Source organism: Paenibacillus sp. FSL H8-0260 (assembly GCF_045040625.1).
In the GTDB taxonomy this organism is placed as follows: Bacteria; Bacillota; Bacilli; order Paenibacillales; family Paenibacillaceae; genus Paenibacillus_AQ; species Paenibacillus_AQ odorifer.
The window spans coordinates 5,367,269-5,391,499 of the sequence record NZ_CP150298.1; the positions used below are offsets into that span (position 1 = coordinate 5,367,269).

General features: G+C 45.3%; 20 protein-coding genes. 3 read left to right on the plus strand and 17 right to left on the minus strand.

Features of this window, described 5'->3' with window-relative positions; genetic code table 11:
- Nucleotides 1-7 precede the first annotated feature (7 nt).
- Both MHI51_RS23900 and MHI51_RS23905 read right to left on the minus strand, forming a co-directional pair.
- Nucleotides 8-244: a hypothetical protein gene (locus MHI51_RS23900; protein WP_038572950.1), complete on the minus strand. Its 237-nt coding sequence runs from the start codon at nt 242-244 to the stop codon at nt 8-10.
- 238 nt (nt 245-482) lie between these two features.
- Nucleotides 483-1,124, minus strand: a complete 642-nt coding sequence (locus MHI51_RS23905; RefSeq protein ID WP_038572952.1) for a bifunctional 2-keto-4-hydroxyglutarate aldolase/2-keto-3-deoxy-6-phosphogluconate aldolase — start codon at nt 1,122-1,124, stop codon at nt 483-485.
- Nucleotides 1,125-1,470: 346 nt separating this feature from the next.
- Between MHI51_RS23905 and MHI51_RS23910 the strand changes: the two genes are divergently transcribed.
- The gene (locus tag MHI51_RS23910; RefSeq protein WP_076221033.1) at nt 1,471-2,421 is read left to right on the plus strand and encodes a sugar kinase; all 951 of its coding nucleotides are present in this window, start codon (nt 1,471-1,473) and stop codon (nt 2,419-2,421) included.
- Between the two features lie 548 nt (nt 2,422-2,969).
- Here the strand turns inward: MHI51_RS23910 and MHI51_RS23915 are convergent.
- The 7 genes from MHI51_RS23915 to MHI51_RS23945 all read right to left on the minus strand — a co-directional run bounded on the left by MHI51_RS23915 (nt 2,970) and on the right by MHI51_RS23945 (nt 12,880).
- On the minus strand, nt 2,970-3,986 hold the full coding sequence (locus tag MHI51_RS23915) for a LacI family DNA-binding transcriptional regulator (RefSeq protein ID WP_076179378.1): 1,017 nt from the start codon (nt 3,984-3,986) through the stop codon (nt 2,970-2,972).
- 72 nt (nt 3,987-4,058) lie between these two features.
- Entirely contained in the window at nt 4,059-5,177 is a 1,119-nt protein-coding gene (locus MHI51_RS23920; RefSeq protein ID WP_076220529.1) for a hypothetical protein, read from the minus strand.
- Nucleotides 5,174-5,713: an RNA polymerase sigma factor gene (locus tag MHI51_RS23925; RefSeq protein ID WP_076220530.1), complete on the minus strand. Its 540-nt coding sequence runs from the start codon at nt 5,711-5,713 to the stop codon at nt 5,174-5,176. Before MHI51_RS23925 ends, MHI51_RS23920 begins: the two co-directional genes overlap by 4 nt.
- Before the next feature lie 134 nt (nt 5,714-5,847).
- A complete protein-coding gene (locus tag MHI51_RS23930) occupies nt 5,848-7,911 on the minus strand; it encodes a glycosyl hydrolase 115 family protein (RefSeq protein ID WP_405173304.1) in 2,064 nt (687 codons plus the stop codon).
- Nucleotides 7,912-8,741: 830 nt separating this feature from the next.
- Nucleotides 8,742-11,432, minus strand: a complete 2,691-nt coding sequence (locus MHI51_RS23935) for a ComEC/Rec2 family competence protein (protein WP_076277241.1) — start codon at nt 11,430-11,432, stop codon at nt 8,742-8,744.
- Between the two features lie 114 nt (nt 11,433-11,546).
- The gene (locus MHI51_RS23940; protein ID WP_076137388.1) at nt 11,547-12,065 is read right to left on the minus strand and encodes a dCMP deaminase family protein; all 519 of its coding nucleotides are present in this window, start codon (nt 12,063-12,065) and stop codon (nt 11,547-11,549) included.
- Between the two features lie 113 nt (nt 12,066-12,178).
- Nucleotides 12,179-12,880, minus strand: a complete 702-nt coding sequence (locus MHI51_RS23945) for a ComEA family DNA-binding protein (RefSeq protein ID WP_076277228.1) — start codon at nt 12,878-12,880, stop codon at nt 12,179-12,181.
- A gap of 187 nt (nt 12,881-13,067) precedes the next feature.
- On the opposite strand from MHI51_RS23945, the gene comER reads away from it, so the two are divergent.
- On the plus strand, nt 13,068-13,919 hold the full coding sequence (comER, locus tag MHI51_RS23950) for a late competence protein ComER (RefSeq protein WP_036677548.1): 852 nt from the start codon (nt 13,068-13,070) through the stop codon (nt 13,917-13,919).
- 61 nt (nt 13,920-13,980) lie between these two features.
- On the opposite strand, the gene leuS is transcribed toward comER, so the two are convergent.
- From leuS to MHI51_RS23980, 6 genes are all read right to left on the minus strand, one after another.
- Nucleotides 13,981-16,431: a leucine--tRNA ligase gene (gene leuS, locus MHI51_RS23955; protein ID WP_076277227.1), complete on the minus strand. Its 2,451-nt coding sequence runs from the start codon at nt 16,429-16,431 to the stop codon at nt 13,981-13,983.
- A 517-nt stretch (nt 16,432-16,948) separates the two neighbouring features.
- Nucleotides 16,949-18,016 (minus strand): AI-2E family transporter, encoded by a 1,068-nt coding sequence (locus MHI51_RS23960; protein WP_036677553.1) that lies wholly within the window; start codon nt 18,014-18,016, stop codon nt 16,949-16,951.
- A gap of 179 nt (nt 18,017-18,195) precedes the next feature.
- Nucleotides 18,196-18,405 (minus strand): hypothetical protein, encoded by a 210-nt coding sequence (locus tag MHI51_RS23965; RefSeq protein WP_036677557.1) that lies wholly within the window; start codon nt 18,403-18,405, stop codon nt 18,196-18,198.
- Nucleotides 18,406-18,419: 14 nt separating this feature from the next.
- Complete coding sequence (locus tag MHI51_RS23970; protein WP_036677560.1) at nt 18,420-18,941, minus strand: PRC-barrel domain-containing protein; 522 nt, start codon at nt 18,939-18,941, stop codon at nt 18,420-18,422.
- A gap of 92 nt (nt 18,942-19,033) precedes the next feature.
- Nucleotides 19,034-20,185 (minus strand): cysteine desulfurase family protein, encoded by a 1,152-nt coding sequence (locus MHI51_RS23975; RefSeq protein WP_076129682.1) that lies wholly within the window; start codon nt 20,183-20,185, stop codon nt 19,034-19,036.
- A 128-nt stretch (nt 20,186-20,313) separates the two neighbouring features.
- Complete coding sequence (locus MHI51_RS23980; protein ID WP_076129681.1) at nt 20,314-20,769, minus strand: DUF523 domain-containing protein; 456 nt, start codon at nt 20,767-20,769, stop codon at nt 20,314-20,316.
- 156 nt (nt 20,770-20,925) lie between these two features.
- Here MHI51_RS23980 and MHI51_RS23985 point away from each other — a divergent pair, with 156 nt between their 5' ends.
- The gene (locus tag MHI51_RS23985) at nt 20,926-21,594 is read left to right on the plus strand and encodes an SOS response-associated peptidase (protein WP_405173305.1); all 669 of its coding nucleotides are present in this window, start codon (nt 20,926-20,928) and stop codon (nt 21,592-21,594) included.
- Nucleotides 21,595-21,843: 249 nt separating this feature from the next.
- Here MHI51_RS23985 and MHI51_RS23990 read toward each other — a convergent pair whose 3' ends face one another.
- Together MHI51_RS23990 and MHI51_RS23995 are read right to left on the minus strand one after the other, a co-directional pair.
- A complete protein-coding gene (locus MHI51_RS23990) occupies nt 21,844-22,944 on the minus strand; it encodes a glycosyltransferase family 4 protein (RefSeq protein WP_256721839.1) in 1,101 nt (366 codons plus the stop codon).
- 22 nt (nt 22,945-22,966) lie between these two features.
- A complete protein-coding gene (locus MHI51_RS23995) occupies nt 22,967-24,175 on the minus strand; it encodes a glycosyltransferase (protein WP_076185497.1) in 1,209 nt (402 codons plus the stop codon).
- Between the last annotated feature and the right edge of the window lie 56 nt (nt 24,176-24,231).

Consider the following 24,231-nt stretch of genomic DNA (forward strand, 5'->3'; position numbering starts at 1 on the left):
AGAAACTCTATTTATAGAGCGCAATTTTGCAGAGCATAAAGACCGCGTAGTTTTCCCTAGTCTCATCATCCACCACATAGGCTTCTCCATTCTCAAATAATTGAGGGTTATTGTAATTGCGCTCTAATCTGTAGATCTGCCCTTCCGTCACCTTACAACCATGGAATGCCGACTCAATTTCTACGTACTCAGCATCATCTTCATCCGCTGCTTGATACAGCTTTTTATCATTATAAGCAGGCATATACTCACTCCCGGCTGGATAATAAATCCTGACGTTCAGTCCATGTATCACTACTCTTCTATTATATAGTTTATTATCTTTATCCCGATTCTATACTTTCTAAAAAGCATAGAATAAAAGGAATATGGACAGCTCAAAGAAAATCAACATAAAAAGGCTGTATGGCCAACGTCTGTCAGCCACACAGCCTATAAATAAAAACGCGAATCCGGATTTCAATCTCCGTTCGAACTATACATTAAATCCCTTTTATCTCTTTAAACTTCGCCACATATTGGGCGGCAAGATCGGTAATCTGATCATATCGGCCATTCTTCGCCGGTGCAGTCAAATTCCCCCCAATGCCCACAGCCATGCAGCCGTTTGCAATCCACTTCTCCATATTGTTCAAATCCACGCCACCGGTCGGCATAATATTCACATGTGGCATAGGACCTTTAACCGCTTTTACATAATCCGGCCCGAAAGCACTGCCAGGGAATAGCTTAAGCACATCCACGCCGTACTTTAGCGCTTCCTTCATTTCATTTAATGTCATGCAACCAGGCATATAGGGAATGCCGTAAAGATTACACATCTTAGCTGTCTCCACTTCAAAGGAGGGACTAACCACAAACTCTGAACCTGCAAGAATGGCTATTCTAGCTGTTAAGGGGTCCAAGACAGTTCCGGCGCCAATCACCGCACGACTTCCGTACTCAGCAACCAATCTCTTAATCGCCACATCCGCGTCTGGTGTAGTAAAAGTTACCTCAATATTATTTAGACCGCCTTCTATACAAGCAACGGACATCTTAAAAGCTTCCTCAGCACTATCTGCTCGAATAACCGCTACAACCCCGACGGATGCCACATTCTGCAATACTTTCATTTTCTTCATCAGTAGACTCCCTTTCTCTTGGTACGATCATAGATAAACAGGAAATACTTTTTTAGATAAACTTTTTTATTAAATTTACTAATTATTGCGTTTTGTTCTATAAGGAAATAGTAATAACAATACGATTAACAGTCAATACATTTTTATTACATCAGGTGGAAATAAGTAATAAAATATATGAAAAACCTTTATAAAACAAGGGTTTACGGAAATATTATTTTCTTTTCACGAAAAAAGTTTTTTGGTTAACAATCATTCTTTTATTGTACAAAACCGATTTATGTGATAATTTCAAATTACAAATCATTATACTGGGATAAAATCATTACCCTAGGAGGAACTAAAAATGAGTAAACAGCTGGATGCCGTCACTTTCGGGGAGCCGATGGCGATGTTTTATGCGAATGAGGCCGGTCCTCTGCATGAAGTATTTTCGTTCTCCAAAGCATTAGCAGGTGCAGAAAGCAACGTGGCTACAGGCTTGTCGCGTTTGAATCATCCTACCGGTTATGTTACGAAGCTTGGCGAAGATAACTTTGGCACATTCATTGCTCAGGCGATGAAGAATGAGAACATTAATACGGACAATATTACTTTTACTAAAGAGTATTCAACAGGCATGCTTATCAAATCGAAAGTGGTTACCGGCGATCCAAAGGTCGAATACTTCCGCAAAAACTCCGCGGCCTCCACGCTTAGTCTGGAGGATTTCGACGAGGCCTACTTCAATTCCGCAGGACATCTGCATGTTACAAGTATCTCCGCCGCTTTGTCCAAGAGCTGTCATGAATTTTCTGTTCACGCTATGGAATTTATGAAGAGTAAAGGAAAGACGATCTCTCTGGATCCTAATCTGCGTCCTAGCTTATGGCCGGATACAGAAACAATGGTGAGTACTATCAATGATCTGGCTACACGCTGCGACTGGTTCCTGCCGGGACTCGGTGAAGGTAAAATCCTTACCGGACTGAGCACACCCGAAGAGATTGCAGACTATTACCTGGAGCGTGGCGTAAGCTTAGTCGTCATCAAGCTTGGCCCTGAAGGCGCTTACTATAAATCCTCTGCTGGGGAAGGTTACGTGGACGGATTCAAGGTGGAGCAGGTTGTTGATACGGTGGGTGCAGGTGATGGATTTGCGGTTGGCGTAATCAGTGCGATGCTGGAAAAGCTTCCGATTGCTGAGGCCGTCAAACGCGGCAATGCGATCGGTGCGTTAGCCGTCATGTCGCCAGGCGATATGGATGGACTTCCCACCCGTGAGGAACTTGCGAAGTTTATGCAACAAGAAGTCTAATAATTGCAAAAAGACACAGAGCAGCGATTCTCCGTTATTGGAGGAGCGCTGCTCTGCTTTTTGGGTTGCTGATTGGCTGCTATTGCTATGCTATGCCTTTGGCTTTGGCTTTGGCTTTGGCTTTGGCTTTGGCTTTGGCTTTGGCTTTGCTATGCTAAGCTTTTGCTATTGCTATTGCTATTGCTATTGCTATTGCTATGCTTCAGCAGTGTAATCACTTCGCTCTGGGGCTTTCGGACCCAAAAGACGCTATTTGCAATTTTTTTACCTTTGCGGCGTAGTTTCGGACTCCAGTGACACTATTCCTTATGAAAAAGGGCATTTAGCATGTTTTCCATGCCGATAGCTGCGATGGGGTCCGATAGTACTCCAAATATGGGATTATACTGCATATAAGGTCAGCTGAGTCCGATAGCGACTTCTTACGCGAAAATATTACCCAATCAAACCCAAGTTTAGTGTTTAGATAAAGTTAGGTCCAATAAAAGGGGGAGTGCCCAACAAGCTAAGAAATAGCTGCTGGGCACTCCCCTTTTTATAGTTCAAACTTATTTGTAAGACTTCACCGACTGCCCTTGCTGCAAGGTCGGCGGGAAACGGTATGTAATTGGAACAGAAGCTCCCTTATCCTCGATACAAGAGAGTATAATCTTGGCAGCCTGCATCCCCATCTCGTAAGCAGGCTGACGGATTGTCGTAATGACCGGATTATAAATTTGCGCGAATTCCGCATCATCTATCCCGATAACCGACAACTGTTCTGGAATAGAGATGGCATTTCGATTCGCATATTTCAGAATTTCCGCTAGTGTGATGTCGTTCGTAGCCAGCAGTGCAGTTGGCGGCTCCGGCAGTGCTAATAAGTGTTCCAGCCCCGAAGCTAATTCCTCTTTGGATACACTGCAAATATACTCCTCACGCAGCGTTATGCCCGCTTCTTCCATCGCTTTTTTGTAGCCGCTAATCCGCTCTTTCCGAGGGGTAATCGCATGCTCCCCAATTGGGAGGGACACCAGAGCAATCCGCTCATGGCCTTGCTGAATTAGCTGCCCTACGCCTATCTTTGCCGCCATTTCATTATCCAGCAATAGACTCTGCGTGGTGATTCCATCTACCAGACGATCCATAAAGACTAGCGGGAAATCAGCCTCTACCAGCTTGCTATAGGCAGACGGGTTATTCCCTGTAGGAAAAATAATCAGCCCATCCACCTGACGAGCGATTAAGGTTTCTACATATTTGCTTTCTTTCTCCGCATTCTCATCTGCGTTGCATATGATCACTTGGATTCCGTGATGCTGCAGCTCATTCTCAATCGCCCGGATACATTGGATTGACAGCGTGTAGTCAATATTAGCTACGATGATCCCGACCATATGCGTCCGGTTCTGCTTCAGACTGCGTGCCAGACCATTTGGCTGATAATTAAGCTCCTCAATTACGGCCTCAATCCGGTTTTTCGTCGCTTCGCTCATATATTTAAAACGTTTGTTCAAAAATTGGGAGACCGTACTTTTCGAAACTCCCGCTTTTTGAGCCACATCATCAATCGTTAACTTCTTCATCGCTTCGGCTCCACTCTTCTCAAAAGAAAATACTTTATCAAAAAGTATAGCTTTTATTTAGTGATTTATCTACTAGGGAGTCTGACTGTAAAATTCCTGATACAGCTCATTTTGTCGCTCTTCTGATAAAAATGCCCAATCTTCATCTAACCACCCTGGTCCACCTTTCGTAAGAATATCCGCTTTATAAAGTTCTCCATTCATCTCATATTCCATGGTTAACGATTGTCCATTAATGTCTCTAAATCCAATGGTCGATGCAGGTGTTTGAATGCTTAAGGTCTCCATATCATAAAGCACTGTTTTGTCTTGGTATGTCTTATCTACCGGGTATTCTAGGTAACTAAATACGATCAGGTCATGCTCCTTATCCACTGCGATTATTGACTTATATTCTAATAGCTCCCAATCAAAGGACGTAAGCTCTTTCGGTACCAAAGATTCTCCTGTCGCTGCTTTTTTAACATTTAGAATAAAAAATCTACCATTCTCCATAATGCCTGAACCTATAGTCTTCGTATAGGTAAATAGCAGAGCGTAATCGCCCGCTCCAAAAAATCCACTCAAATATTGATAAGTACTTGCCCCTCCTGCATAAAGAGGTAAAGTATAAATCCTAGTAGCTGAAGAAGCCGATAATTCCGTCTGGTCCTTCGAGCTCAGGTAAAGAGTGAACGGTTCTGTAGGATGTGTGTACTTTGGCTTCTTGTAGTCCACCATCGGGGGTGGCGGCGACCAAAGGATTCCCGCTGTTGTCTCAACGGCATACGCTTTACTCTTATCTCTGTTCATTGGCAAAGGCATGTAGTATTTCTTACCGCTAATCTCAAATTCTACTGGACTTGTCGGAGGCTCTATCGCTTTATCATTAGTTGCAGGACTAGAAGAAGGCAGTATGCCTGCGCCTTGTGACTGAACGGATGACGAATGGATTGGCCCTGTGTTTTTCCATATGCCCATAGGGAAGGTAAGCGCACCTATCAACAAAATCGTAGCCAGACTGGTTAACACCATATTTTTATTTATCCAATAACGTTTGTAAGCTGAACTTTTATTCGCAGCAGCCTGTTCGATCCGCATCATTAACTCAGGCGTAAAACCATCTTCAATGAAAGGATTTTTGCCTGCTTGCGCATACCAATCCGTCTGCCCGATCATCACTGGATTACTATCATCGGCGTTGCGTTTCATTCCCTCTCCTCCTTCTGGATAGCCTCTTTAACCTTATCTCTCGCCCGCGCGAGCCGAGATTTCACGGTTCCTTGTGCTACATTCAGCAAATCTGACATTTCGGCAATGGATAATCCATGTTGAATATCTAGCACAAGCACCTCTCTGTTCTTCTCTGGAAGGGTCATAATAATTTCCCAGATACGGTTCGCATACTGATTGCCAAGGGCTTCATTTTCCGCAGAAGGTGCATTAACAGCAATAGGTTGATCACCCAAGGCTATGAATCTGCGCCAAAAGCTATTTTTGCTCCAACTGAAGGCCGTATTTCTGGTAATCGTAAGCAGCCAGGTTTTCATCGAAGATTGCCCCCGGTATTTCCCAACATTCTTATACGCCTTCAAAAATACTTCTTGGCTGATATCATTTGCCTGCTCTCGACTTCTAGTTAAGAAAAAAGCATAATTCCACACATCCGAGCCATACGCCTCCATCATTTCCCGCAAACTCATTGCGGGCGCGTACGCTGCTGTATATGGTATCTCTTCGCTTAGCATGTTTCGCCTCACCTCTTGCCTAATAAGACTTTCCAAACTTGAAAAAGTTCCCTCTAAAATAAAAAAATAGGTCATTTATTAAAAAACACCACCGATGAACGTTTAAGCGTTCACTAGTGGTGTGTGGATATTTTTTAAAGAGAGCTGAATTTCTCCTGTAGCCGCCGTGCAAGCTCATCGTCTGATAACGGATTACGATGCGTATTTTCCAGGTAGATATGCTTTTCGGTCTCGGGCATCAAATATTCCTTATACCATAAAAACATATCCGGACTATCCCCCTGAATCCGCAAAAATTTACGGGCCGTTTCTACATGATCTATAGTGTTGGCAATATTGGTCAACCAATCAGCCCGATAAAAATGCTCCCACTGGCCGATCTCTGCCCGTAAAAGAGCCTGCTGGCCCTCCTTATAATCCCAAACCGCATGAGAAGCTTCGATAAACGCCTCTGGAAATCGCTCTTCTTGGTAACACATATACGCCTGGCAAAGAGAGGATAATCCTCTGCACCCGCTCCAATGCAGCTCAATTTGAACTAGCAGTTGAACATGCAGCCTGTTTCGCTCTTTTTCGGGTAAAAGTTCCATCACCTCTAGGCACTGCTTTCGCAGCAGATACCAAACTAGTATTACTCGCTCAGCTCGATCCCTGAACCATCGAACCTGCTCTACAAAAGGAACATCCCCTGCGGCCCAGCGCAGTCGCTCATCGCTCTCCGTCTTATTTTGCAGCCAATGCCCTATAATCTGCCTTGCCGGATGATGATAGAATTCATCGCCTGCGCGGTCGTCAGCATTAGGACCATATACTATGGTGTTTTTGAAGTAGCTTTTGTACAATTGTGCAATTCGCCCCTGCTGCGCTGTGTAGAAACGGTTAACGAAGGTCTGAAGCTGTTCATCAGCATCTGCTGTTCCATCCATCCACAACTTTGCTGTCAGATCTAATGTATAGAGATGAGGCAAAATATTCCCTGAATTCACTAGCAGATATTCACTAGCTCCTGCCGCAAATGCCCCCTGTAATTCCTCCACTATAAAGGACGAATCCGTTGGGAATTGTGTTAGATGATTGGAGGCCTGCAAGTCGTGGAAGGTGACGTGGTAATATACCCCGTTTTTGCCTTGATCTCCTGCCTCGGGTAGAGCAGGCACGCGCAGATTCAGATGGCCATGTCGTCGCGACACCATTTTACCGTATCCGTTATCCGCCCATATTTTAATAACACCTTCTGGCACTTCGATCTTTCCTTGTTTATACAGCTCCGCAATTTCTCCGTACATCGCCATACAGCACACAGGCTGGTCCACATATTCACAGATCATTTCGTATTGCTTGCGAACTACAAATGAGATCAAATCGCCCTGTTTCTCCGGAGTATCAAAAGAGGGATCATTCTCCCAAAAAGGTTTATCACCCTGTCCGCGGAAAGAGAGCACCCAGAGTGTTTTTTCATCTTTTTGCCGCTCGATGGCCTCTCTCCACAGCTGTTCAAACAATTCTGGATATTCTTTATAGCTGGCTTGCTTGCCCGGAAAAGCACGCAGGAACATTTGCGCGCCAAGCGGCTCCGCATGATGATGTGTGATCCACAGTCCCATATCCACCGCAAGCTGATGATGAATTCCGTTTCTCGGCAAATCCGTCCCGGGGATTACCATATTTCCACCACAGCGCAGCAGCGCTTCAAAAACAGGCTCCCATACCTCCGCCGTCGGAGGATAATCCTCCTTCCAGCCGATAAGACACACTTCATCATTCACGAACCAACCTCGGTAGCGTACCTTTGGCTGAATGCTGTTGTAATCAGAAACAGGTAGATTGATCGCATCTTTCTTAACAGGAGGAAGCTCCGCCCAGAACCAGAAGGGATCGACACCAAGCACGTGGCGGCTATAATGAAGCATCCCATAAATAATGCCCAATTCATCGCGGCCGATAATATGCAAGATCCGATCCTCTTCACTACCTGTAAAACGCAAACAAAAACCCTCCGCCCATTCCGGGCAGCCATCATCCTCTGTCGCATAACGAATAATTACAATAGCTGCTGCTCCTTGTACCGGAGCTTTTCCGAACACCTGCTCATGATCCCTGGCGATCATCCGCCAAGCATGTCCAATTGGATTACTGCGTTCCACTTGAACATCATATACACTTTCCGCTGTGACTCTAAATTCTGCATATGTATTCACTATCGCTTCATCTCCTAATTCGCTACAAAACACGGAGGACACAAGCTTCTCACCACCGCACTTTGCAACATAGTTTAAGTAGGCATAGAGTTTACCAGAATCTTCTATCTCTATTATAAAGCGTTTACATAAATTGTGCATGCCCGTGTAATAATTACTGGAGGAGGACGACGGCTACTGGAGCTACTGCGTTAGAGCAGTAGGTGCTAGAGAGGGACAACAGTTATAGTATTAGAGCAGCTGGTGCTAGACAGGACAACAGTTACAGTATTAGAGTAGTTGGTGCTAGAACAGGGACAGTAGCTACTGCGTTAGAGCAGCAGGTACTAGACAGGACAACAGTTACATTATTAGAGCAGCTGGTGCTAGACAGGGACAACAGTTACATACTTAGAGCAGCTGGTGCTAGAACAAATGGACTGGGATCATCAGCAAGTAACAGGAACTTATGTGAAAGTTAGTATCGCTACAACGATAATATGTAACTGAGGTGCTTTGATATGTTCATATGGAGCGTTTAGTTGCACTTTGTGCAACTAAAAAAGATCTTTCCAGCTCATAAAGTGATTTAGTTGCACTACATGCAACTATTTCTGCTCAAAATTAGAAAATAGGCGTTTTTCCAGATTTTAAGTGTACAAAGTGCAACTAAATGAAGAACCAGCTACTTTAAATTACGATCTATTGCACAAAGTGCAACTAAACAAGGTTTTAGATTTTATAGTGGTGTAAAAGACCACGAAAGGAGCTTTAAAGGGGCCTTAAAGGGACTTTAAAGGAGCTTATAGAGTCTGCGAAAATTAACATACACCACCCAGCGCTCAATCACATTACTCGACTACCTCTCTAATCCGCTCCCTCCGCAAACTATGACGCACAATAATCCCGTCGGCCCGCACACGCATCTGAATCTCCCCCTGCCGATCCGTTCTAAAAATAGCAGCTTGATTAGCTTCCAAACGTTCCAATACCTCAGCTTTCGGATGACCATATAGATTATTTACTCCTGCAGAAATTACAGCAGCGGCTGGGTGCCAAAACTGCAGCCAAGACTCGCCTGTTGAAGTTTTGCTCCCATGGTGAGCTACTTTTAAAACGTCAATGGCAGGTCCTGCGTTAATGCCCTTTTGCAGGGCTTGCTGCACAATCTCCTCCTCGGCTTCCAGATCCATATCTCCGGTAAACAGAAAATTTCTTCCGTTCATCTCTAGACGAAAAACTACAGAATCGTGGTTCTGATCCTCCAGCAGTGGGATGCTATTCAGCATAGAAGAACCTGACGCTGCCCCCTCTCTATCTTGTTCTTCCGGCCATAAAAAGGACAGCTCCGTCTTATCATCCGGGGAAAGCCTCATTCCCTGATGTACGGCATACAGTTGAACATTGTTCTCCAGCGCAGTCCGCATCATCTCCATATAAGATTCACGGTCAGCGAGTGTGCCATTAAAAAGCAGTGCCGAAACCGGAATCGCCTCCATAACGGCTTGGAGTCCCCCGGCATGATCCTGATCCCCATGAGTCAAAATAATCGCGTCCAGACGGTGGATCCCACGTTTTTTAAGCAAAGGCACCAACACTTTAGCCCCTACCTCGAACGGGCTGCGGCGAATGCGCCATTCTTCTTTTTGCTCAAAATTTAACGTTCCTCCACCATCTACAAGAATATGAGCTCCTTTTGGTGTAGTGATGAGGATACTGTCGCCTTGCCCGATATCCAGGTAACTAATCGTCCCTTTAACCGCCTGACGTTCTGACTGATAACCCTTGTACAGCATTAGGCCCAGTCCAACCGCAGATAGTAGAACAATCGCTCCGCTCCAACGTACAATCTTAGGTTCATCCAAAAAATACTGTGCGCTCCCCGTTCCCCCAAACCCGCCGTGCTTGTTCACAGATAAACCAATCTCAGCTAACGGCCTCGTCTCATCCTCCATATACTGAGGTGTTGCGCGGGCTTCTACTCTTAGCCTGGCAGCATACAACAGCCCATACAATAAGACATAATACACTCCGATCCACAACAGTGAAGGCGAGCGCCAAATCAGAACTCCGCCAGCAAAACCATTAATCCATTCAACCGCATAAAAAGTAACGTTATTCAGCAGCTCCGTAATATGTGCCAAAAAAATCGCGGCATCTCCCCACAATCGTCCAAGCAGTAGCGCAAGCGTTCCTAACGGCAATACGATAAAAGTAATAAAGGGCACAAAAACCAGATTAGCCACTAAAGACAGGAGAGAAAATTGATTAAAATAATAAATCGTCAATGGAAATGAGACTAACTGGGCAACTAGAGTCACAGAGACGGCGCTTTTAAGCCAGCGTGGCAGTGCGCTCAGCAGAGGGTCCATAAGCGGAACGTAGACCATTAATCCTAAGGTCACCAGAAACGACAACTGGAAACTGACACTGAGCAGCATGTAAGGATTCCAAATCAGCATAACCAGTGCCGCTGCAGCCAAAATATTCAGTCCATCCTTCAGCATGCCAACTCGTGCAGCGAGCAATGCAATCATACTCATTAATCCCGCACGCACGATAGACGGACCCGCACCTGTCAACAGGACGTATACAGGAACGAGCACTAAGGTGACTGTTAGCGTGGTTTCTTTTGTCATCCGTAAGCGCCTGAATATAAATAAAAGAACACCAACATACACCGCAACATGCATACCTGAAATGGCGAGGATATGTGTCAAACCAAGTTGTGAGAACTGCTTAAAGGTATCCGGATCGAGATCATCCTGCATCCCAATCACCAAACCCTTCATATATCCAGAGTGGCGCGCTTGAAACAGCCGATCCGTCTCCGCTCCAAGAACTGCCCGCGCTTTATCATTCCAGCGTAAGATCATTAACGGATTCCATGAATCTGGAGCAGTTGCTTGCACATTTTCTGCACCTTGACTCTTTAGAAGCCAGTGAATCTTCTGCGTATGCAAATAGGCCCGATAATCAAACCCTCCGTAATTCCGCGCTGTTGCTGGCTCTTCAAGTACACCGTTTAGCGACACCTGATCCCCTCTGCGCCACTCCGCAGCAATAGCGATTTCTTGCTCGGCAAGTAGTTTGATCTGCACCATAATTAACTCCCCATGCACTCTTTTATCTTGTTCATCCCGCGGATCAGGTGAAGCGGCATCTTCCTCAGTAATCAACGATAACTCTGAGAGCTTCATCGTGAAATCAACCCGGTCCCCGTCCCGTTCCACAACGGAAACTATCGTCCCCTTAGCCTCCACGGCAGTCTCATTCAACTCCGACAATAATCTCCCTAGCGCTTCAGGCAGGTGACTTAAATTACGGCCTTCATTCCATTCCCAATATCCAGCGGATAAACTAATCGCCAAACAAAATATCGCCAGCTGTTTCCAGCTTATGTTCACCCAAACTCTCATACTAACCAGTAAAAATAGTAATCCAGCCCACGCCAACCATAAGCTAATCCCTGAGAATAAACACGCTGCTGCACTTCCAGCCAACCAACACACTGTAAAACCTAATAAGGGTCTCTCCTTCAAGCCTCCATTCTCCTCCTTTCGCAAGATAAAAAAAAGAACCTCTGCATACGCCATAAAAGCGCACGAGAGGTTCTTCCTCAAGCCATCTTATTCAATTAGGGTTGTACAATACAGCTACTCCGCTACTTTAATCATCGTTTCACTTGGCGGCTCATAATTCTCCAATTGGCGAAATACGATGCCTTTGGCAGCCATCATTGCTTCTACCTTTTCCATATCCTTACGGTAAGGACGATAATACACAATCTCCACAATACCGCTATTAGCCAGCATATTTGCACAGGTCCAGCAAGGCTCATCCGTCACGTAGACGGTACTGCCTTCCCGGTCAATCCGGTCTGTGAATAGCAAAAGATTCTGTTCGGCATGAATCGTGCGAATGCAGCGCTGTTTCTTCACCATAGTCTCTACGCCATCCACGATCTCCATCTCATATTGCTCCGAGAGCATACAACCTGCCTCTGAGCAATCAGGTACGCCCATTGGCGCCCCGTTGTACGCGGTACCAAGCAGCTTCTTGCCTTGCACCAGTACAGCACCTACATGTCGTCGTGAGCAGCGTGAACGAGTTGAGACCATACAGGCAATGTCCATGAAATAAGTATCCCAGTCTTTACGATAGGCAGTAGTCATAATCAATCTCCATATCCTTCTAAATAGTTGTTAACTATTGTAGCACATCCCCGCAAGTTTTCACTAGGACAACGGTTGTGGCACTTCCAACGATCTTCATTTCTTATTTATCTTCAAAATATTACTAAAGCTTTTAACTTCTCCAGCATTTTAGGTCCTATCCCCTTTACCTTCCCCAGATCAGACAGGCTGCGAAAGGTCCCTGCACGGTTGCGGTAATCCATAATTGCCTGAGCCTTCTTTTCTCCGATGCCCGGAAGATCCATCAGCTCCTTAACACCCGCAGTATTCACATTTACTTTACCTTCCTGTGAAGCTGCTGATATGGAAAGCTCAGTCGTCTCCTTAGCCGCAACAACTTTATCCCCTGCCGGCGTTTGCTTCCCTGCAATGTTTGGCGTTTGAACTTCTGCCCCTGCTGGTGCTTGGCCTTCTGCCATTGGCGTTTGGCCCGCTCCTTCTGCTCTCTCCCCCGCAACTGCTGTCGAAGCTTTTTCAGCTGCCGAAGTTTGGTCAGCTTGTTCTGCTTGCGCTGCCTCCTTAACCTTCTCACCTTTTTCAGCATTCCCAGCAGCTTCAGCCTGCCCTGCATCTTTCTCTAAATGTAGCTTATTTCCCTTCGTCTGATGACCTCCCTCACTGCCCCCAGCAGCTGGAGCGGAACCAGACTCAGCGATTCCAACCGCTTGCTCCATACCAACATTCAAAGTCTCCCACCCGGCAATCCCGGAATCGCCCTTGCTCCCTGCCGCCCATAAAAGCCCACTTCCTATTACAGCAGCAGCCACTCCGAGTACGATACTTCCTTTATTCATATTACTTTCCTCCTCACAAAAATTCTTCTTATGCCTTTTTGTGAATCTTCATACATTCCTGCGGCTGGAAACTCCTTTAATAATTCATACAAAACCTGTCATCTGTCCAAGTCTATCCTGCATACATATAACGAAGAGCATTCATGTCAGTTAGTAAATAAGCAACGCTAGAAAGGAGGAACCACAGGTGAAAGTTGGATTTATCGGAACAGGCAGCATGGGCAGCCTGCTGATTGACGCCTTTCTTTCTTCCGGAGCCCTGAATCCGTGCGATGTACTCGCCAGCAACCGCAGTCTGAATAAACTGCTGGAGCTAGAAGATCGTCATCCCGGCATAAACTTATGCGGAAGCAATAGTGAAACAGCGACTGGAAGTGACATTGTTTTTTTATGTGTAAAACCGCTGGAATTCAAAACCTTAACAGATGAGATCGGCCCTTATCTCCGCAGCGATCAAATCGTCGTATCCATTACAAGTCCCGTTCAATTGCAACATCTGGAATCCGCTTTGCCGTCCAAAATAGCCAAGATCATCCCCAGCATTACACACTGTGTCAAAAGTGGGACATCACTGTGCATATTTGGCAGCAGGCTTAATAAAGAAGACAGGCTCGTGCTGCTGCAGCTGTTGTCTTTCATAGGTGTTCCTTTGGAAATTCAAGAGGCCCATACCCGAATCGCTTCTGATTTCTCCAGCTGCGGACCTGCGTTCTTGAGCTATTTCATTGAACGCTGGATTGAAGCTGCGGTGGAAGTTACCGGGATTGAAGAGACGTTAATCAGCCGGCTTGCAGGTGAAATGCTGCTTGGAACAGGCAAGCTGCTAACAGAAGGAGAATTCACCCCGCAAGAGCTTCAAGAACGTGTAGCTGTCCGTGGTGGGATTACCGCAGAGGCACTGAACCATCTTCGCATTAGCCTTGAGGGCGTATTCGAACGTCTCATCATGACTACCCATGATAAATACGATGAGGATGTTACCAAGCTGGATGCGTTATTTGGGCATGACGGTATTATTCAAAGTCCCGTAGACCGTTAGAAAACAATAAAACCCGCAGCACGGAATTCTCCGTTGCTGCGGGCAATATTGCGTTCTTCGCTTAACCCACTACGATATTTACAAGCTTGCCAGGAACCGCAATGATCTTGCGTACGGTTTTACCTTCTACTGCTGCACTCACATTCGGGAGTGACAACGCATGAGCTTGCATCTCTTCTTGACCCATATCCTGAGGGATCAACGCGCGTTGTACGATTTTACCATTTACCTGAATAACGATTTCAACCTCAGCATCCACCGTCCATGCTTCATCATACGTTGGCCAAGCCACGTAGCTGATACTTCCTTCGTGACCGAGCAGCTGCCACAGCTCTTCAGCGATGTGAGGCGCCAGTGGTGACAACATTTGTACGAAGTGTTCAGCAGCTTCTTGGGACAAAGTTTCTTGCTTATAAGCATCGTTAATAAAAATCATCAATTGGCTAATTGAGGTATTGAAACGCAGATGCTCGAAATCATCAGTGACCTTCTTAATGGTCTTGTGCCAAGTGCGTTTGAACTCGTCAGTGCCACCGTCTGCTGTGATTTTGGTGCTCAGCTTACCATCTTCACTCACGAACAGGCGCCATACACGGGACAAGAAACGGTGAACTCCTTCTACACCCTTTTCATTCCAAGGTTTGGTTGCTTCCAGAGGGCCCATAAACATTTCATACACACGCAGCGTATCTGCACCAAATGCTTCCACAATCTCATCAGGGTTGATGACATTTCCGCGTGATTTACTCATTTTTTCATTATTATTTCCAAGAATCATACCTTGGTTAACCAGCTTATGGAAAGGTTCTTTTGTTTCAACTACGCCGAGATCATAAAGCACCTTGTGCCAGAAACGTGCATAGAGCAAGTGAAGCACGGCATGTTCCGCTCCACCAATATACAGATCTACTGGAAGCCATGCTTTTTGCTTCTCAGGGGAGCAAAGCTCTTGATCGTTTTTCGGATCAATATAACGCAGGTAATACCAGCAGCTGCCCGCCCATTGCGGCATGGTGTTCGTCTCGCGGCGAGCCTTCATGCCAGTCTCAGGATCGATAGTTTCCACCCACTCTGTTACATTAGCAAGTGGAGATTCCCCTGTACCCGAAGGTTTGATTGCCTCTACATCTGGCAGTACCAGCGGCAGCTGATCAACCGGAACAGTCTTCATTGTGCCGTCTTCCAAATGCAGAATTGGAATGGGCTCTCCCCAGTAGCGTTGACGGCTGAACAGCCAGTCACGCAGACGATAGGTTACTTTGCCTTTACCTACGCCCTTCTCTTCCAACCAAGCAATCATCTTAGCAATCGCTTCTTCATTCTTGAGTCCATTCAGGAAATCAGAATTGACATGCGGACCATCTCCGGAATAAACCTCTTCTTCAACGTTACCGCCTTGAACGACTTCCACGATATTCAGACCGAATTGTTTAGCAAATTCCCAGTCGCGAGTATCGTGACCCGGAACTGCCATAATTGCTCCCGTTCCGTAACCAGCAAGCACATAATCTGCAATCCAGATTGGCACCTTCGCACCATTCACAGGATTAATTGCATATGCGCCTGTGAAGACACCGCTCTTCTCTTTCGCCAAATCCGTACGCTCCAGATCGCTCTTACGAGAAGCTTTTTCACGATATTCTGCCACAGCAGCACGCTGTGCTTCAGTTGTAATCACATCAACAAGCTCATGCTCTGGTGCCAATACGCAGTAACTTGCCCCGAACAGTGTATCTGGACGTGTAGTAAACACGGTCAGGTTAGCTTCGTGACCTTCAATGTTAAAGTTCACTTCTGCACCTGTTGATTTCCCGATCCAGTTGCGCTGCATATCCTTGATGCTTTCGGACCAATCCAGCTCTTCCAGATCCTCCAGCAAACGCTCAGCGTACTCTGTAATTCTCAGAATCCATTGACGCATCGGTTTGCGCACGACAGGGTGACCTCCGCGCTCACTTTTACCATCGATAACCTCTTCGTTGGCAAGTACCGTACCCAGTGCCTCACACCAGTTAACAGGTACTTCTGCTACATAAGCCAGGCCTTTGTTATACAACTGGATAAAAATCCATTGTGTCCATTTATAATAATCCGGATCTGTCGTACTGATCTCGCGGTCCCAATCGTAGGAGAAACCCAGCGATTTGATCTGACGGCGGAAATTATCGATGTTCTTATCGGTAAAATCACGTGGATGCTGGCCGGTATCCATCGCATACTGCTCTGCCGGAAGTCCAAAAGCATCCCAGCCCATCGGATGCAAAACGTTGAAACCGCGCATCCGTTTGTAGCGAGAAACGATATCCGTCGCTGTGTAACCTTCTGGATGACCTACGTGCAGTCCTGCACCTGACGGATACGGAAACATATCCAGTGCATAAAAATTGGGTTTTTCAGGATCTTCTCCTGTCTTAAAGCTTTTGTTCTCATCCCAGAATTTTTGCCATTTCGGCTCAATAGCCTGCGCCCGGTATCCAGTAGCGGGTATGCTATTTGTTTGATTGTCGCTCATTGTCTGCTCCTCCTTGGAGTGTTACTTCTTAGATTTCTTATTTCTTAACCAAGCATATACGCCCTCGTTGTCTTTATAAGGACAGTAAGCATTTATGCGGGAAATATAAGACATGAAGTATTGCGTGAAACGTATACTCTCTTATATTTACAAAAAAACCTCCCATCCCTAGCGTATTATCGCTAGGGACGAGAGGTTATAATTCCCGTGGTACCACCCTAGTTAGCGGCTGAATATACTTTATTCTGCCACTCACTTTGCACCCTTTAGCGGGGGTGAGGCGACGGCGGTTCATTCATGACATCCATTATCTCTTATGGATATCCTGTAAACTTGCACCGTTACTCCGAGGTGAGTTCACTCTGTTCCGTTAACCGACTCGCACCTTAGTGCCGGCTCTCTGCAATAACGGTATAGAATTAATACTCCTCATCATCGAACAACTATATACTGAGTCATCAGTAATATTCCCCAACATTATATACAAAACTGTTATCAATAGTCAATGATTATCCCTTTATACAGGCTTTCGTTTGATTAAAAACGCCATAAAGTGTTGAATAACGACTTTTGCAGCTGCAAAGAACGGTACAGCAAGGATCAGTCCAATCATCCCTGCCAGCTCACCACCTACCAGCAATGCAAAGATAATAAGCAGCGGATGCAAATGTAGCGTCCTGCCTACTACCTGTGGAGAAATAATATTGCTCTCCACAATTTGGCATAAAGTGTTTACCACAGCAACCAGTAGAACTAATCGAAAAGAGACGGTCGAAGCCATCACAATAGCAGGTGCAGCCCCTAGAAAAGGACCCATATACGGAACAATATTAAATACTGCCACCACACTGGCGAACAGTAAGGCATAAGGCATTCCGACGATAGCATAGCCGATATAGGCGAGCACACCTATAATGATGCAGACCAGAAATTGTCCGCGAATATAATTGCCGAGCGCGGCATCAATATCTTTTAACAAAGTAACAATAGACTTGCGGCGTGCGCGGGGCAGACAAGAGACCACCGTCCGTTCAAATACATCAAAATCCTTCAGAATATAGAACACCAGAAACGGCACGATAAAAGCATTGAACAGCAAATTAATCGTTGTCCCTATGTTATCGAGAAAATGCGAAATCCCTTCGGCCAGACGATTCTCCAGTTGAAAAAACCAGTTGTTCATCCCCATTTCAACCCCAGGTGGTATTAGCCTTGTATTCATATGGCTCATCAGGCCTTGGGCTTGCAGTGTGATCTCAGGCAGGTGTTCATTTAACTCTTCAAGCTGCTCAATAAACATCGGGATAAGGTTGATGGCGATCACGGTAATCGCTGTTAGAAACACTGCATATATAAGTAGAACAGCTACGCTACGCGGCATCTTCCGTCCGGCCAGCATACTAACCACGGGATTCAGCACATAGGAAATAATCATAGCTGCCAAAAATGGAGCAAGGATTGCCTTTAAGAATACAAAAATCCCCTGCAGCATCGGGCGAAGCAACCAAACAAAATACAAAATGATCAGGGATAGCAGCACTCCGATCATCCAGCGGAACCATTTACTTTGGGACCATTGTTCCATGAGAGTACCCTCCTGCGGTAGAGCCTGGACTAGCTTCGTAAATAAGTATATGTATGGCCGCAGCAAAATAACCATCAAACACACAAAAAAGCGTCAATAACCTTGCAACTGATTTCAGCTGAAAGGAAATTGACGCTTAAGTACATAGAGCAGTCTTGCTTACAAAGCAAGATTCATAGTTAAGACGACGCATGAATTTGCGGGAAATCCTGAGTCATATCATCCCCGGAGAACAGGTCGTCCAGTGAGCTTAGTGTGCCGTCTTCTTCAACTTGATAAACCGACATTTTCTCGCCATTTACCGTCAATTCGATGAAACAGCCCCAGCAATAAAACTGGTGGGAACCGATCTTTCCGATATCTTTAGAGTTGCAGTTTGGACACTTCATATAATACATTCCACCTATCCGTTAACAATATTAATGGCTTTTTGTAGCCGTTCTTCGCTCATCGCAGGAACCATTAATGCATTCTCACCAATGGACATCTCGTCAGAACAAGGCAGCCATTTGCGGCCTTCGATCAAATCAGTGACAAGCCCGTCACTAATTTCCAGCGCTCCTATTGTGTTTCCCAACTTTTGGTCAAAATAAACATCAGATATTCGTCCGAGTATAGTTCCAGTTGTAGTTAGCACTTTTAAATCCTTAAGTTTGTTCTTTCCAAGTAGAAAAGTACAAGGTATATGATCGGCATCTATCTTATCAATCGACTCTTTACTGCGAATCATGACAGCATCCTCGCCGTAGGCCACAATATCTTCCCATGCCACAAATTTCACATGGCCACCAAAAAAAGATTTGCTTTCCAGTTCAATACCCGTAATATTCCAGTTTGAATCGAGCAAAATATCGACAATTTTGCCGATTGCGTTACCCTCTTCAACTTCATATACAGCCAAGCCGATCAGATCTTGAAGTTTCATGGCTGCTCGGTCTCCTCACTTTGAGTGTAATTACGAGTTCTCAAAAAGTGAAAGCCCGAATGATCGGGATACCTATCATAGCCTAGAAGTAACTAGTCTCTGATACGCAGCCGATTCAGAATGGTTTCAACTTTTCGAGCAACGTACTCAATTTCTTCAGTAGTATTACCCAAACCCATGCTAAATCGAATCGCGGACCCTAAAATATTTTCTGGAAGCTCCATTGCTCTCAGAACATGGGATATTTCCAGTGATCCTGACGTGCAGGCTGAACCGCTTGCCGCCGCAATCCCGTCCATATCCAGGTTCATCAGCATAACATCTGTTCTAGCTCCCGGGAAGCTCAAATTCAGTATACTTGGCAAAAAATGCTCGGTATTGCCGTTAATCGAATAACTTTCCCGGCCAATCAGCGTATCCAGCTCTTCAAGTAGTCTATTGCGCAGGAGCTGCACTTTTTGTCGACGTTCTGATAGACCTGTAACTGCTATCTCAACAGCCTTGGCAAATCCAGCAGTACCTGCTAGATTTTCTGTTCCGGCTCGTCTGCCGCGCTCCTGAAGGCCACCGTGGAGTCTTGGATGCAGCGGTGCTCCACTCCGCACATAAAGGCCACCGATCCCCCCAGGTCCATTGATTTTGTGAGCTGTAAAGCTCATGTAATCTACCGGAAGCTCCCGCAGTGTGATCGGTAAGGCACCAAGAGCTTGTACAGCATCAACATGGAACAGAATTCCCCGCTCTCTGGCAAGCTGGCCAATTTCCTGAATCGGCTGAACGGTTCCTACCTCATTATTGGCATACATTACACTGATTAGCACCGTGTCTTCCTGCACCGCTGCTTCTACGTCTGCAACGGATACTCGGCCTGTAGAATCCACAGGAAGATAAGTAACCTTAAAGCCTTCCTTCTCCAGCTCTTCGCAGGTATGTAGCACCGCATGATGTTCTATCGCAGAGGTGATAATATGATTGCCTTTCTGGGCAACAGCAGCGACAGCTCCATAGAGGGCTAGATTGTCGCTTTCGGTTCCGCCGCCAGTGAACACCCACTCTTCCGGCGAGCAGCCTAAAAAGGCGGCGATAGTATCGCGCGCCCCATTTAATATTTTCTTGGCTGAACGTCCGAACTGATGTACACTGGACGCATTTCCATATTGTTCTGTCATTATATTCAGCATGACCTTGGCCACCTCGGGATGAACCGGAGTTGATGCGGCGTGGTCCAAATAGATGGTTTTCATCATTCATTTCTCCACTTCTAGGGTATAGGACAATAGTTCGTTTTTAAGAACTATTAAATTATACCGCGCGAGAAGTTAGTTTTCCACAAACTAAAGAACACAATATTGTAATCAATTCCCTACATAGGCTAGGATAATGACAGCCAATTCTCTTCAGAGGTAACTTCTATGCCATTTTTTCTAAGTAAAGCCGCAGTCACGCCGTTGCCAGCGATCTTCTTCCCTTTGAACTCTCCGTTATAAATCATGGTGCTGCCGCAAGAAGGACTGTTTTCCTTGAGGACTACCATCGTGGCTGAAACCTCTTGAGCTTTTTCAAGTGTAATATAGGCCCCTTTTAAATATAGTTCTGTTACATCTGTTCCCGACCGGTCCACTACTTTTGCCGTTCCTGCAAGCACATCCTCACCATCCCCGCCGACAATTTCAGCTGGCTCTCTAGGCGTAGAGAATCCCCCTAATAATTCCGGACACACAGCAATAGCCTGATTCTCATTCAATAGCTTCTGAATTTTCTCATCCAAACAATCCGTACCATTATATCTTACCTTCATGCCAGCTAAACAAGAGCTTACCAAAATCACCTATATGCACCGCTTTCTTCATTCATTGTGCTTCGTTTATAATAAGATACAACCCTCAACAGCCGTTCAAGCTAAGAAATATTTCGAGCATAACATGCTGATTACAAGCTGTAAACAAATCTAGCCTCAAAAACGACCGAATGGGAAGTGTATAAAATGTGCGGACGATATACAATAACAGTCACCATGGAAGAGGTGATGGTCAGATATTTTGCCAATGATTCTACCATTATCCACTATGCTCCAACATATAACGCAGCACCCATGCAGCAAATTCCGGCAGTCATTAACACAGGGTCCAGCAATAAACTTGGGGAACTGCGCTGGGGTCTGGTTCCTTCTTGGGCCAAAGATGATAAAATCGGCAGTAAAATGATCAATGCCCGGGCAGAGTCACTCCTTGAGAAGCCTTCTTTCAAGCGATTAGTAAGCTCCCGCCGCTGCATCATCCCTTCTGATGGTTTCTATGAATGGAAGGCACAGGGCAGCAGCAAACAACCCATGCGAATCGTGATGCGCGATGGGGGTATTTTTTCAATGGCCGGATTGTATGATATTTGGATGGACCCTGAAGGTAATAAATTAAGTACCTGCACGATTATAACGACTACCCCAAATGAACTTATGGCTGAAATCCACAACCGTATGCCAGTTATTTTGAAGCCTGAGGATGAGCCTGAATGGCTAAGCCGGAGCAATCAGGACGCAACTTCGTTAATAAAGCTTCTTAAACCCTATGATCAGCATCAAATGAGAGCCTATCCGGTTTCCACTGCAGTGGGAAATGTCCGGAATAATACGAAGGAATTAATCAATGAGATATAGACAGGAGGAAGTCATATTTATAAAACACATTTAAAAAAGTGGATCGTAGCAGGGTTAGTATTTCTGAGTTTATTTAGAATTCTGTTCTTTATATTAAAAGAGGTTATCTTTTCTTATGTCACTCTCCCTGATCCCTATAACAATATTATTCAAATGGTGGGAATGATTGTCACCCTTTTATTGACACTAATTCTGACCTCGTTGTTAATCCATGAAAAAACATCTTAACCCTGCAGATTAACCGCAGAGTTAAGACCAGCGCCGCTCAATTTGAATTCTACGTCCCATCAATTGATGATACATCTGTAGAAATCTGTCTGCATACAGCTCGGAGGACAGGTTAGTCCGGATATGCCATTCTCCATTCATCCTGATTCTGGCCCGCAGTGCCGGATCATCCATTAAGGATAGAGCAGCATTCACAGCTTCATCCAGCTGCCCTCTCGTGTATATTTTTCCAGTGTGATTGTTAATGACGAGTCTTCGAACGCCGTCTGAATCTGTAGTAAGTACAGGACAACGGCACAACATCGCCTCAGCAACCGCATATCCAAATCCTTCCAGAATTGAGGTGGAAAGGAGCAAACCTCCCGAATCACCAATAATGCTCATATAATCTGCCATTTGCTCATGAGGAATATTGGAATACGAAATTAATCGTGAAGAAATCCCTGTCTCAGCTACAAATTGATCAAAGCTTTCTTTTTGCTCTGGATCAAACAACGTGTCATCCTGAAAAATCCATAAATAAAGCTCGGGATGGATCGTCAGCAGCCTTTGCCCGATTTGCAGAAATTCCCGCCAATTCTTATTCGTTTGAATGCGTCCTACCCAACTGAGGATAGGGAAACTTTTCGCGGGATAATTGGTATATCCAAACTGATCGCAATCGATCGGATCATCAAAACAATATTGTGGAATGGTTGGAAATCCGCCTTTGAAAAGCGCCTGCAAATGGGTTGTTTCCGGATACAGCAGTGCATCGGTGAGCCTGTAAATGCGCTCTGTAAAATTATTAACGACCTGCTCAGCTTCATCTAAGGTACCTAAACCCTGCACTTCAAAAACAAGCGGCCCTTTATACCCAAACCCTCGAATCCGCTCTGCTAAGTTAATATCCGTACACACTACAATTAAGTCAAATGCTTCACGAGCAAGCATTGCCCTGATCTCGTCATCACTATTGGTAATATGCGTTTGAATGTTACGGATATTCTGCTGTCCTTTTCCATGGTGTGTATACAGTAAATGGCACTCTACACCGCGAGCATATAACGCTTGGCAGCGAACTCGGTTCAGAGTTTGCATACCACCACTCGGGTTATAAAAAGTGAACAAAATCTTCATCATGATCACTCATTCGCAAATTATTTTAGGTAAAAGAGGTCTTCAACAAATCATACAAATCTGCGCTGCGAAACAGCTCATTATAATAGTGGCTTTTGGTCGAGGGGACATGTCTGTGTCGAAATCCAATCAAGCTATGATCATCCGTGTAGTAGTTGGAAATCGTATCCCCACCCGTAGTAATCAAAGCTTCCAGCATGTACTCAATATCGAGCGCTCCTATAAAAACCTTTGGACCTAAAACTATCGTAAATGGGGTGGATAGCTGCTCAATAGCACTGCAAATCGCGTGTGACTCCACAGCCCCAGGCAGCCAAGCGAACGCTGTCGCAGGATGAGGTATGGTTTCCAATAGAGCTGATGGCTGACGTGTAGTTGATAAATCCAGCACCCGGCATTCATAATTGCTATACGTTTGTTCGTACAGATTCTCTATCCTCGTTATTTCATCCGCACAAGCATTCACTACAGGATATAAAACGGTAATCATCGCCGGAATTCCTCTGCGAAACCGCGCCTGATGGCGGGTCAAATGATAGGCATATCTCCATCTACGATGATTTTCAACCGAATGTAACTGGGCAGATACACTAAAGGTAGAATCCACACGATAATTCACCAGTTCCACCGGTATAAAGCGAATCTCACAATGTTCAGCCAGTCTCAGCCAGTAATCATAATCTTCCACCGGTTCCATTCCATAGGCTCCAACAAGCTTCGCAATCTGTGTTTTGTACATAAAAGATACGCCAATGAGCGAATAATCCAGCAATCTCTCTTTGGGCTGTGACTGATAATTACGCTGCGTAGCCAATTGATGTTCGTTGTGAAGAAACTTTCCCTCGTTATCGATGCTTTGAAAAGAACTGAACACGATGCCTAACTCCTGTGGACCTCTAACTAGCGCCCCCCGAAGGATTTCGAGGAAACGGGGTTCATAAACATTGTCGCTGGAAACCCAACTCAAATATTGAATACTGGGCTCACTAAACAAAAGATCAAAGCCAGTATTCAGTGCATGTGCTATACCCCTGTTCTGTGCGTAAGAGATAACCGTTACCCTCGGATCTTCGACAATAATGGATCTCACGAGCGGTTCCATATCTGGTGCTCCATCGATCACAACAACCAGCCGAAAATTGGTAAAAGATTGGTGTAGAACAGACTGCAGAGCTTGCCGCAGAAACTCCGGCTTTTGGGTATACACAGGCATAACTACTCCTACATCCGCCATGATTTTTACCTCTCTCTACATTGGAGTATAAAATCAGTATATTTTGATTCCTCTCA

What these genes read in the sequence shown, in the direction of transcription:
- MHI51_RS23900 (WP_038572950.1), bottom strand. Translation starts at nt 244, where the DNA reads ATGCCTGCTTATAATGATAAAAAGCTGTATCAAGCAGCGGATGAAGAT.
- MHI51_RS23905 (WP_038572952.1), bottom strand. Translation starts at nt 1,124, where the DNA reads ATGAAGAAAATGAAAGTATTGCAGAATGTGGCATCCGTCGGGGTTGTA.
- MHI51_RS23910 (WP_076221033.1), top strand. Translation starts at nt 1,471, where the DNA reads ATGAGTAAACAGCTGGATGCCGTCACTTTCGGGGAGCCGATGGCGATG.
- MHI51_RS23915 (WP_076179378.1), bottom strand. Translation starts at nt 3,986, where the DNA reads ATGAAGAAGTTAACGATTGATGATGTGGCTCAAAAAGCGGGAGTTTCG.
- MHI51_RS23920 (WP_076220529.1), bottom strand. Translation starts at nt 5,177, where the DNA reads ATGAAACGCAACGCCGATGATAGTAATCCAGTGATGATCGGGCAGACG.
- MHI51_RS23925 (WP_076220530.1), bottom strand. Translation starts at nt 5,713, where the DNA reads ATGCTAAGCGAAGAGATACCATATACAGCAGCGTACGCGCCCGCAATG.
- MHI51_RS23940 (WP_076137388.1), bottom strand. Translation starts at nt 12,065, where the DNA reads ATGACTACTGCCTATCGTAAAGACTGGGATACTTATTTCATGGACATT.
- MHI51_RS23945 (WP_076277228.1), bottom strand. Translation starts at nt 12,880, where the DNA reads ATGAATAAAGGAAGTATCGTACTCGGAGTGGCTGCTGCTGTAATAGGA.
- leuS (WP_076277227.1), bottom strand. Translation starts at nt 16,431, where the DNA reads ATGAGCGACAATCAAACAAATAGCATACCCGCTACTGGATACCGGGCG.
- MHI51_RS23960 (WP_036677553.1), bottom strand. Translation starts at nt 18,016, where the DNA reads ATGGAACAATGGTCCCAAAGTAAATGGTTCCGCTGGATGATCGGAGTG.
- MHI51_RS23965 (WP_036677557.1), bottom strand. Translation starts at nt 18,405, where the DNA reads ATGAAGTGTCCAAACTGCAACTCTAAAGATATCGGAAAGATCGGTTCC.
- MHI51_RS23970 (WP_036677560.1), bottom strand. Translation starts at nt 18,941, where the DNA reads ATGAAACTTCAAGATCTGATCGGCTTGGCTGTATATGAAGTTGAAGAG.
- MHI51_RS23975 (WP_076129682.1), bottom strand. Translation starts at nt 20,185, where the DNA reads ATGAAAACCATCTATTTGGACCACGCCGCATCAACTCCGGTTCATCCC.
- MHI51_RS23985 (WP_405173305.1), top strand. Translation starts at nt 20,926, where the DNA reads ATGTGCGGACGATATACAATAACAGTCACCATGGAAGAGGTGATGGTC.
- MHI51_RS23990 (WP_256721839.1), bottom strand. Translation starts at nt 22,944, where the DNA reads ATGATGAAGATTTTGTTCACTTTTTATAACCCGAGTGGTGGTATGCAA.
- MHI51_RS23995 (WP_076185497.1), bottom strand. Translation starts at nt 24,175, where the DNA reads ATGGCGGATGTAGGAGTAGTTATGCCTGTGTATACCCAAAAGCCGGAG.